The 10,440-nt window shown below is 40.3% G+C and carries 13 protein-coding genes; all 13 read right to left on the reverse strand.

Annotated elements, in window-relative coordinates:
• Positions 1-79 precede the first annotated feature (79 nt).
• On the reverse strand, positions 80-802 hold the full coding sequence (locus HMPREF9088_RS07380) for a YebC/PmpR family DNA-binding transcriptional regulator (protein ID WP_007208569.1): 723 nt from the start codon (positions 800-802) through the stop codon (positions 80-82).
• Between the two features lie 90 nt (positions 803-892).
• Positions 893-2,053 (reverse strand): nucleotidyltransferase, encoded by a 1,161-nt coding sequence (locus HMPREF9088_RS07385; protein WP_007208570.1) that lies wholly within the window; start codon positions 2,051-2,053, stop codon positions 893-895.
• A gap of 141 nt (positions 2,054-2,194) precedes the next feature.
• The gene (locus HMPREF9088_RS07390; RefSeq protein ID WP_007208571.1) at positions 2,195-2,923 is read right to left on the reverse strand and encodes a class I SAM-dependent DNA methyltransferase; all 729 of its coding nucleotides are present in this window, start codon (positions 2,921-2,923) and stop codon (positions 2,195-2,197) included.
• Positions 2,923-3,264 carry a ribosome silencing factor gene (gene rsfS / locus HMPREF9088_RS07395; protein ID WP_081457080.1) on the reverse strand — a complete coding sequence of 114 codons (342 nt, stop codon included), beginning with the start codon at positions 3,262-3,264 and terminating at the stop codon, positions 2,923-2,925. The genes HMPREF9088_RS07390 and rsfS overlap by 1 nt, the downstream gene beginning before the upstream one ends.
• A gap of 31 nt (positions 3,265-3,295) precedes the next feature.
• Entirely contained in the window at positions 3,296-3,892 is a 597-nt protein-coding gene (yqeK, locus tag HMPREF9088_RS07400) for a bis(5'-nucleosyl)-tetraphosphatase (symmetrical) YqeK (protein WP_040367356.1), read from the reverse strand.
• Positions 3,882-4,517, reverse strand: coding sequence for a nicotinate-nucleotide adenylyltransferase (locus HMPREF9088_RS07405; RefSeq protein WP_007208574.1), 636 nt, complete (start codon positions 4,515-4,517; stop codon positions 3,882-3,884). The genes yqeK and HMPREF9088_RS07405 overlap by 11 nt, the downstream gene beginning before the upstream one ends.
• A 13-nt stretch (positions 4,518-4,530) precedes the next feature.
• Entirely contained in the window at positions 4,531-4,842 is a 312-nt protein-coding gene (yhbY, locus tag HMPREF9088_RS07410; RefSeq protein WP_007208575.1) for a ribosome assembly RNA-binding protein YhbY, read from the reverse strand.
• 12 nt (positions 4,843-4,854) lie between these two features.
• Positions 4,855-5,964: a ribosome biogenesis GTPase YqeH gene (gene yqeH / locus HMPREF9088_RS07415; protein WP_040366774.1), complete on the reverse strand. Its 1,110-nt coding sequence runs from the start codon at positions 5,962-5,964 to the stop codon at positions 4,855-4,857.
• On the reverse strand, positions 5,961-6,488 hold the full coding sequence (locus tag HMPREF9088_RS07420) for a YqeG family HAD IIIA-type phosphatase (protein WP_007208577.1): 528 nt from the start codon (positions 6,486-6,488) through the stop codon (positions 5,961-5,963). Before HMPREF9088_RS07420 ends, yqeH begins: the two co-directional genes overlap by 4 nt.
• Before the next feature lie 86 nt (positions 6,489-6,574).
• Positions 6,575-8,050, reverse strand: coding sequence for an amidase (locus HMPREF9088_RS07425; protein WP_040366776.1), 1,476 nt, complete (start codon positions 8,048-8,050; stop codon positions 6,575-6,577).
• Positions 8,051-8,070: 20 nt separating this feature from the next.
• A complete protein-coding gene (locus tag HMPREF9088_RS07430; protein ID WP_007208579.1) occupies positions 8,071-8,595 on the reverse strand; it encodes an acyl-CoA thioesterase in 525 nt (174 codons plus the stop codon).
• Positions 8,596-8,814: 219 nt separating this feature from the next.
• Positions 8,815-9,510, reverse strand: a complete 696-nt coding sequence (locus HMPREF9088_RS07435; RefSeq protein WP_007208580.1) for an amino acid ABC transporter permease — start codon at positions 9,508-9,510, stop codon at positions 8,815-8,817.
• 16 nt (positions 9,511-9,526) lie between these two features.
• On the reverse strand, positions 9,527-10,378 hold the full coding sequence (locus tag HMPREF9088_RS07440; protein WP_007208581.1) for a transporter substrate-binding domain-containing protein: 852 nt from the start codon (positions 10,376-10,378) through the stop codon (positions 9,527-9,529).
• Positions 10,379-10,440: the final 62 nt, after the last annotated feature.

Here is a 10,440-nt window from a genome sequence, read left to right on the forward strand (position 1 = left end):
CCAAAATTCAAAGGTAAGAAATACCTTCTGAATTTTCTGGTCTATTTACTTGTTACTGGACAGTTCTGTCTCAGCCTTTTTATTCTTCGTCTAATTCCACATTGTGGTAAATATTTTGCACATCTTCTAAATCATCTAAGACGCTGATCATTTTTTCAAACTTCTCTAAATCATCACCCGCGAGAGTAACTTCGTTTTGAGGAATCATTTGCATTTCAGCGATACTAAATTCAGTGATTCCTTTTTCATTCAATGCTGTTTGAATTTCGTGGAAATCTTCAGGTTCACCATAAACAAAGATTTGATCCTCTTCCGCAGTCACATCGCGAACATCAATATCTTTTTCCATTAAGTACTCAAGAATCTCATCTGCATCTTCACCAGCAAAACCAAATAAAGCTATGTTATCAAACATGTAAGAAACAGCACCAGAGACACCCATATTCCCACCATTCTTACCAAAAGCCGCTCGTACATCTGCAGCTGTGCGGTTCACATTATTGGTTAATGTGTCAACGATAACCATTGAGCCATTCGGACCAAATCCTTCATAACGCAACTCAGAAAACTGTTCGTCACCAGATCCTTTTGCCTTTTCAATTGCGCGATCAATAATGTGTTTTGGTACATTATATGTTTTGGCACGATCAATAACAAATTTTAATTTTTGGTTTGCATGTGGATCTGGATCCCCTGATTTTGCTGCTGCATAGATTTCGATACCGAATTTGGCATAAATTTTACTATTATTTGCGTCCTTCGCAGTTTTTTTCGCTACGATATTTGCCCATTTACGACCCATAATTTCACTTCACTTTCAATTTTTTCGTTCTTATTCAGTAAAACATCGTCCTTATTATACTTGGCTTAGGTCAACTTGTGAAGCATTTTGTTATGGTTTCTTACTCAAAAAAGCATAGCGACCAAAATTTTGTTCTACTACCAAGGGATTAGCTAGCTGATACATGCGGTCTGCTTTCAGTGTCAATGGAAAGGCTTGCGCTTCTTTCTTGGCAAAGCGAGAAACAATTGGCAGCTTTCCATTTGCCTGTTTTAGTATCTGTTTCCCCTTTTCGTTAAATGCTAACGGCCGAATCGCTGGATGCTGCCACTGCGCCTGCATTTGTTCTGTCGAAATTGCCAATAATGTATATAGACAAAGTCGTTGGACTCTGGCTTTCGCATAACGCTTAGAGGAGACGCTTTCCATAAATTCTGAAAAGCCAGCGCATTCATTGGCCTTTTTTTGCAGTCGATACTCAAGCCCGTCCACCATTTGATAGATGCCTTTAAGCTGCTCTAGGCTATCCATTTGCAATCGGTATTTTAAAAATGGCCATAAGCTCTCCCAGTCATGTACACTTGCTTCTAAAGAAATCATCGTCTCTTTCGGTACAAACGAACAAACAGATTGCTTATTAGACACGGCCAAACGAATTGCCGTAGCACTTGCAATTTCTCCTTTTAATTCTGTCGAATGATATTCGGCTTGCTTTCTGTCGATTGCAAACAACTCCATTGGGTGAACTAATTCTGCATTCTCTTTTGCATAGCTCAAAGCAAGAATGTGATTCGGTTGATTTTCCTCAAAATTCATATCAGGAAAATGGTTCGTCATGCTTTGCATCATTTTTTGTGCATAAGATAACCGCGGATCAGTTATTTGTTTAAAGCTTTCTTGGATATTCGCTTTATTTTCTTTATACAGTTGTCCAAAGTGCGCATAATCAAATGATTGACTAGAGTCTGAACCAAAACAAAGCGCAGTACAGCCTATATCTGCCAAAAGCTGAATCGCACCTCTTGCAAAAAAATCTGCTGATTGCACCGCCCACTCAAAAGGCAATTCAATCACTAAATCCACCCCGTTAGCCACTGCAGCTTGTGCTCGTTGCCATTTGTCGATAATGGCTGGCTCTCCGCGTTGCAAAAAATTACCCGACATCACTGCGACGATGACGTCAGCATTCGTTTTTTCTCTCGCCATTTGGACATGGTAAGCATGTCCATTATGAAACGGATTGTATTCGGCAATAATTCCACATACCTTCACAGCTACTCGCCTCTCTTACTTTCGAAAAAGGAGTGTGACAAAAGTCCGTCACACTCCTTTATGGATCGACGGTGTTTTAAAAGCAGCACTCCTTACATCGGAGCTAAACTTTTTATCCTAACCGCTCTAACTATTATCCCGTTATTTTTGACAAACAAAAAACCAACGGCGACTTTTTTCATTTGGTTCACTATCAATAAAATCAGCATAGGTTTCCACTGATGAAAAGCCTGCATTTTCAAGCATGCGGACATATGTTTCTAATGGATAGGTTCGCTCCTGATGCAGTTCATCTGCACGTTCAAACTTTCCTTCTTGATCCGCTACAAAAAATGTTAAGAAATGCTCGATACTATGTGGCGCTTCCCCTTTATAACTTTCCCAAAGAAATGCAAAATCATCAGTCTGATAATGATAGTTGTAATCAGGAAATACCTCATCAATTTGATAGGTCGAATGAACATCAAACAAAAATCGTCCATCCTCTTCTAAGATTCCATAGACCCCATCAAATACTTGCTGAACATCCTCTTCTTCTTTCATATAGCACAGTGAATCAGAGAAACAAGTAACGGCTTGGTAAATTCCGACATTGGTCAGATCCAACATATCACCTTCGACAAATTGAACCGTCACATCTTCTTCAAGGGCTCGTTGAGAAGCAATCATCAGCATTTCTTCTGATAGATCCAAAGCCGTCACGTCGTAGCCTTTACCGGCAAACTCGACCGCTAATGCTCCCGTGCCACATGCTAATTCCAATAATTGGTTGCGATTTCCTAAGTGACGCTTTGAGAAATCAAACCAACGCTGATACAACTGACTATCCATTACCTCGTCATAGACAAAGGCAAACGTCTCATAAGACATTACTCATCAATCCATTCACTAACGTTAACTAAAGGTGCATCGGACCATAATTTTTCTAAATTATAAAACGTACGCTCTGAGTGACTGAAAACATGCACAATCACATCGCCTAAATCAATCAAGACCCACTTTGCGGAATCTTTGCCTTCAATTTGTTTGATTTGGACTTGTGCTTCACTTTCTTTGTCAATAATTGTGTCAGCAATCGCTTGAATTTGACGTTCATTTGTTCCTGAGCAAATCATGAAGTAATCAGCTAATAGTGACACCTCTTTCACATCTAATACTAAAATATCCTCTGCTCTTTTTGAATCCGCAGCTTTGACCGCAAGTTCTACCATTTTTTCGCTTGTAATCATAAATCCTCCTAAATTACTGTTTTTGCGCTACCCAACGATTGTACGTTTCAATCGTTTTAGGGTAAATACGTGCTTCTTTTTCAATTAAAAATGCAAGTGTTTGTTTTGTTTCATAGGCTACTGCAGCATCCAAATTTTCTTTGGCTAGTGCGCGTGCTTTGTTGACACCTGGAAAGTCTCTACCGGGCTCGATATAATCAGCAACATAGATGACTTTGTCTAGTGGTGTCATTTCAGCTGCACCAGTCGTATGAACGATGATCGCATGCAAAATATCAGTATCATTAATTCCAAGTTCTCGTTCTACTAAATATGCACCCACTACACCATGCCAGATTGCATTACTCCACTCTTTTAAATCTGGGTCTAACCCTTCTGAGTCAATCACAGCAAAAAAATCTGCTTGTGAGCGTTCTTTAGCATAATCATGTGTCAGAGCTGCGATACTCGCTTTTTCTACGGAAACGCCATTGTCTTTGGCCAATTGCATAGCGGCTTTTTCTACACCTAACACATGTTTGAAGCGTTTTTCGCTCATGTGACTTTTCACGTGCTGCACTAACTCCTGGCGGGCTTCTTCTGAATAATTAGCAACAAAATCAATCAAGATACAGACCTTCTTTTGTGATATAGTTTTGAACTTCTCTTGGTAAAAAATAATTGGTCGAGCACCCTTCATGTAGCTTCTTTCGAATAATACTCGAACTAATATCGATGAACGGCACATCAATCCAAATGATTGGGTAAGGTGACTCTGTCGGGTATCCTGAGCGTTTGACACCAACGAAACGAACCAGTTGACTTAACTCATCAATTTCGTACCATTTTGGCAAATAGGCAACCATGTCGCCACCAATAATAAAATAATAATCCGTGTCAGGATTTTGCTCCGTTAAGTCTTTCATCGTGTCATAAGTATAGCTCTTCCCGCCTCGAGTAAGTTCGCTTGTCTCGATGGCCAATAAAGGGTTCGTTTCAATCGCCAACTCAATCATTTTTTGCCGATGAGCGCCAGCAATGGTCGGTTTCTTATCCACATGAGGGGGCTCACTTTCAGGCATTAGGTATACTTTTTCAAGTCCTAATGCATGCCCTACTTGGTCAGCAACTGTCAAATGTGCAAGATGAATCGGATTGAAGTTTCCTCCTAAAATGCCGACTTGTTTCCTTTGAGAGTGATCTGCTGCATAAGGAAAACTTTCGGTTTCAACACCTTTTGTCAGACATACCTTCATCAAAAGTCCCCCCTTACAATTTTGCTAATTCATTAGAGATAGCTTGGTTTTTTTCTTTTGAAGATGGCTTATACACGACCAATATACGGCCAATGATTTGCGCAATGCTACAGCCCACTTTTTCTTCTAGCACAGCTGCCACATCGCTTGCTTCTTCATCTGTATTTTGTAAAAGTGAGACTTTGATCAGCTCTCTTTTTTCAAGTGCTTCACCGATTTGGACGAGCATCGCGTCATTTACGCCACCTTTACCGATTTGGAAGATGGGGTTTAAATGATGTGCTTTGCTACGTAAAAATCGTTTTTGTTTTCCAGTTAAGTTCATAATATTCTCCTCTTATATTAAAGCTTTGCGAATGACAACATTCACGCCTTTTGGTGCCCAGCCAGCGATAACGCCTGGTTTAGTGATAGTAATCCAACCTAAGCCAGCAAAGACCAAATCTGACCGTTCCTTAATTGAAAACTCAAAGCGTACCAACTCAGGAAACTCCGCTAGTTCATCCTCAGCTGGTGGTTGCAATAATCTGCCGACATGCTTTTCATAGAATGCATCCGCTTTCTCCAACTTGGTACGGTGAATGAGTAAGTCATTCGCAAGATAGGCAGTAAAGGAACTTTTTTCCCCTTTAATAAAATCAAAACGTGCAATGCCACCAAGGAACAAGGTTTGTTGTGGTTGCAATTGATACGTTTTGGGCTTAATTTCTTTTTGTGGTGCAACAATTTTTAGATCCTTTTTCCCTAAATAATGGGCCATTTGATGGCGATGGATAATTCCTGGTGTATCAATCATTACCGCTCCATCTTCTAAAGGAATCTCGATTTTATCTAGCGTCGTTCCAGGGAAACGAGAAGTCGTAATCAACTCTTTTACACCTGTTGCTTGTTGGATAATTTGGTTAATTAAGGTCGATTTACCAACATTGGTTACACCAACAATATAAACGTCGCGCCCTTTTCGGTATTGCTCGATGGTCGCTAACAAACGCGTGATTTCTTGATTTTTCTTTGCACTAGTCAATAGAACTTCTACTGGACGCAACCCTTCTTCAAAGGCACGTTCTTTCATCCATTGAATCAGCTTAGGTTTTTTTAGTGATTTAGGAAGCACATCCACTTTGTTGCCGACCATAATAATGGGATTATCCCCAACAAAACGGTGCAAACCTGGAATCAATGAACCATTAAAATCAAAAATATCCACCACATTAACGATTAATGCATCTGTTTTCCCAATTTCATTTAGTAATTGTAAAAAATCATTATCCGTCAAGGCAACATCTTGGATTTCATTGTAATGTCTTAGACGAAAACAACGCTGACAATACATTTCTTCATTCTCAAGACCTTTTTCAATTGCTGCTTTCGGTGTGTACCCTAACTCATTGGGATCTGTCGTCTGAATGGTCACACCACAACCTATACAATGCCACTGCTCTGTCATTTTATTTCTCCTTGCCATATCATATCAGGATTCTTTTTTTGGAGATGCTTCATTATTTTACGTTCACATAAGCGATTAAATTGTGTTTTCCAACTATCTGTTTGCACGATTGGTCGCACTAAAATACTGCGAAGACCCACACGATGAGCTGCGCGAATGTCAGTCATAATTTGATCACCGATCATTACGACTTCCTCTTTTGGCAGACCTAGATGCTCAACACCTTCACGAATTCCTTTTCCTAGAGGCTTCAATGCTCGTGCAACAAAATCTACCTCGAATTTCTCAACTGCCACACGTACACGAGCGTGATTATTATTTGAAATGACAATGACCGGAATGCCTGCATCTTGTAGACTCTTTAGCCAACTTTTTAATTCCTCTGTTCCATCTGGATTATTCCAAGCGATTAATGTATTGTCTAAATCTGTTAAGACACCTTTAATGCCATGTCTCTTTAGTTGTTCGGGGGTAATTTGATAGATGGCATCCACCATCCATGTTGGTTTAAAATTTGAGAACATAGTAACTCCTTATCCAAAAAATGAAGGAGTACAATTGTACTCCTCATACGCTGATTATACACGATTTATTCCTAAATTAAAAGATTTCAAGAGCGAGTGACTTCTAGTTGCTTTGTCGGATGCAAGAATTGAAACGCTCCTTCATTCTCTAATTCATAACCTAATTGGAATAATAAGTCTTCGCGACCTTTCGCTGACTGTAATTGAACACCGAGCGGCAAGCCATTTTCAGCCACCCCCATCGGTAAACTAATGGCAGGTTGACCAGTCAAATTAGCTAATTGGGTGTACGGCGTTAGATGAAGACTTTTTTCAAACATATTATAAACGACCTCTTCCGTCTGACTAAAAGGTAGTGTTTGGATTGCATGCAGTTGTTCACGAATAGCATCGCTTTGCAAATCGGTCGCAAGCTTAGGAGCAGTCGTCGTAGCGGATGGTGACAACAACACATCATAGTCTTGGAAAAATGCTTCCATACTTACAGCTGCTTGATCCCACACATGTAATGATGCTACATATTGTGAAGCGCGCATTCTTTTTCCTGATTGATAAATCCCCCAAGTCATTAATTCCATATCCTTCATTGTAAGCGGACGCCCCATTTGCTGTTCAATACTTTCAAACATCGCAGCGGTGTCAGCACCATTCATCCGATAGTAGGCTTGCATCAAGGCTTTGCCATCGATTGGATACGAAACTTCTTCTACTTCATGCCCTTGTTGAACAAGCAAGTCAATCGTCCGTTTCATCACTCGCTTGGCGTCTTCACTGACCCTATTGCCAATTGGTGAATCGATAAAAAAGCCAATCTTTCTTTTTTTATGGGGAGCCGCTTGATGATGCTGCCACTCGGCCCATGGTGCTTGATAGGGTGATTGATTCTCCTTATCTCTTAGCAAATAAAACAACGTCTCGGTGTCTCGCATTGAGCGGGTCATCGCAAAACTGACTGAAGCCCCTTGCCACGAACGGTAATCACCTGGCCCAACAGGCATCACGCCTCGGCTAGGTTTTAAGCCAATCAACCCAGAAAAGGAAGCAGGAATGCGGATTGATCCCCCGCCATCGCTAGCTGTGGCAATCGAAAACATTCCAGAAGCGACTGCCGCCGCCGCTCCCCCACTTGAGCCACCGGGAGAATATGCTGTATGCCACGGATTTTTGGATACGCCATATAATTGCGGATCAGTGACATTTTTAAAGCCAAACTCTGGCGCATTGGTCTGACCGAATGGGATAAAGCCCAGCGTTTCTAATCGATGGACAAAGTGACTTGTCATACTAGCCTTTTCATCTTTAAAAAGGATTGAACTCGCTGATGCAGACCATCCCTTTTTGACGTGTCCTAGAATTTTTAATGGAATTGGTAGCCCTGCAAATGGCAAGTTTTGCCAATCGGTCTGTTGCAATTGCGCAACATATGCTGTTTGATCATAGTGAACCAACGCGTTTAATTGTTCATTTTGCGCACCTATTGATTTCATACATTCCGCAAGTAATTCTTGATGACTGATTTTTTTAGTTTTCAAAAGCGAAACCAAAGATAGTGTATCGTACATATTTTTTCCTTTCTCGTGCCTTATTGAATCCAAGGGAGGTCAACAGATAGACTTTGATGGAATTGCTTGGCCGCTTGCCTCTCGATTTTTTTCGTAGCTCGTCTTTGTTCGTAGCCACTGCAGACCATTTTTTCTTCATCACTTTGCGCAACCACGAAGGGCACTTGGAAATCAGGCTCTTCATTCATAAATGACACAATCGCTACATACGTAACAAAACAACTCGCTGCCAAATAGCGCTCACCGGTCACCAAATCTTCTCCGATAACCTTCACAAATACTTCCATCGAGCGGTGATGAACACCAGAAATAAAGCTTTCCACGCAGCAAGAGTGATTGGCATGCAGGGGATGAATAAAGGTCAACTGATCGACTGAGGCTGTTACAGCACCTCGCCGACAATGCCGTGATACTGATATAGAAGCCGCATCGTCAATGTAGGTCATTAGCTTACCACCAAAAAGATACCCAAACGGATTTAAATCAAAAGGAAAAACGCGATGGGTTTGAATAACTTTTGATTCCTTGCAATATTTTGTTTCCATTTTTTCACCTCATATTTAACCATTAATCGTTCAACTCATTATACCTATAAATTTAAAGAATTGACAAAAAGAAAAAGAGATGTGACAGAATTGTTCCGCTACAAGCAAAAAGACCAAAAACACCCAGAAGTTAGCTCTCGTACTTTTGGGTATTTCTGATCTTTTCGTAATTGCTATCTTTTACGTCAGGATTTAGTAGCACAAAACAAGTCTTCAGATTTACCGGACTTGAATGTAGCCTTTACCTAACTTGTTTTCCCATAATTTTAATAGCTGTGAGGTCACAAACGTCATAAAGAAATACAAAACCGCTGCCACGTAGAGTGGTTTTAAGGGAATGAACGAAGAAGTAATCACAATCTGCGCGCTATTCATTAATTCATAAATCCCCAACGTTGAAAGCAAGGAAGAATCTTTGATTAAGACAATAAATTCATTGCCAAGCGATGGCAAGATATTGCGTAATGCTTGCGGAAAAATAATGTAACGCATCGTTTGCGTTCCATTCATCCCCAATGATCGCGCAGCCTCAAATTGCCCACTATTAACCGCATTGATGCCACCACGAACAATTTCAGCGACATAGGCACCAGAGTTCAATGACAAAGCTAAAATTCCTGGAAATAATCGGCTAAAATCAATTTGCAATACACCAATTGTAACAGGTGGCAGCGTGACTACTTGGTGAAACAAACCGTTGGCAATTAAGATTTGAACAAGCATGGGTGTTCCTCGAAAGACAGCGATATAAGTAGATGCTACCCATTTTAAAGGAGCAATGCTCGACCGTTTCATCAAGGCTAAAATAACGCCAAAAACTGTACCAAAAACAATCGTAACGACTGAAATCATCATTGTTATGACGGAACCTGAAAGAAAATAAGAATAATACTCCTTTAAAAATGAATAATCCATGTGCTACCCTCTTCTCTTAATTTGATGCATTTTCGTTTGCTAAGTCTGTATTTTTTTGTACATATTCTTTGATCGTACCGTCAGCAATCATTTTTTCTAAAGCTGAATTGATTTTGTCTGCAAGTTCTGTGCTTCCTTTTGGCATTGCAATGGCATAAGCATCTCCCTCAGCCGTTTCCAATTTGGCATCAGCAATTGCTAAATCGTCATTTTGAGCCACATAAGATTGAGCAACGGCACTTTCGACGACCGCAGCATCAATGGAATTTTGCTTCAACTCAACCATTAAATTCGGCACTTTCGCTAAAGAAACAATCTGGGAATCTGGCAGTTGATCTTTAACAATCGATTCTTGAATGGAGCCTTTTTGGGCGCCAACTCTTTTGTTTGCTAAACTATCTAAAGTCGTATACTTACTGACATTGGCTTTATTGACAACTACTAATTGCTCAGGTGTAAAATAATTGACCGAAAAATCGAAAGTCTTCTTTCGTTCATCCGTCGCTGAAATACCCGAGACCGCAATGTCAACTTGACCTTGCTCTAGTGAAGCTAGTACGGCATTGAAATCCATATCGACGTATTCTACTTTTACCCCTAATTCTTTACCGATTGCATCCATCATATCAATATCGGCACCGACGATCGTGTCTTTCCCATTCACCATGGTATGAAATTCAAATGGTGCAAAGTCTGCAGAAGTTCCAACTTTAATGACACCCGCTTTTTTAATTTCACTCCATTGATTGGAGGCATCTGAAGAAGACTTCGTACTGGAAGAACTAGAGGAACTTGTCGTAGATGAACTACATGCTCCTAACACCATCAACGCTACCACACTTACCAAACCAATTAACCCTTTTTTCATCTCATTCGCCCCTTTTAATTTTTATACAATATTTTTAGATATTTTTAATATATATGCATAAT

The organism is Enterococcus italicus DSM 15952 (genome assembly GCF_000185365.1).
GTDB classification, from domain to species: domain Bacteria; phylum Bacillota; class Bacilli; order Lactobacillales; family Enterococcaceae; genus Enterococcus_G; species Enterococcus_G italicus.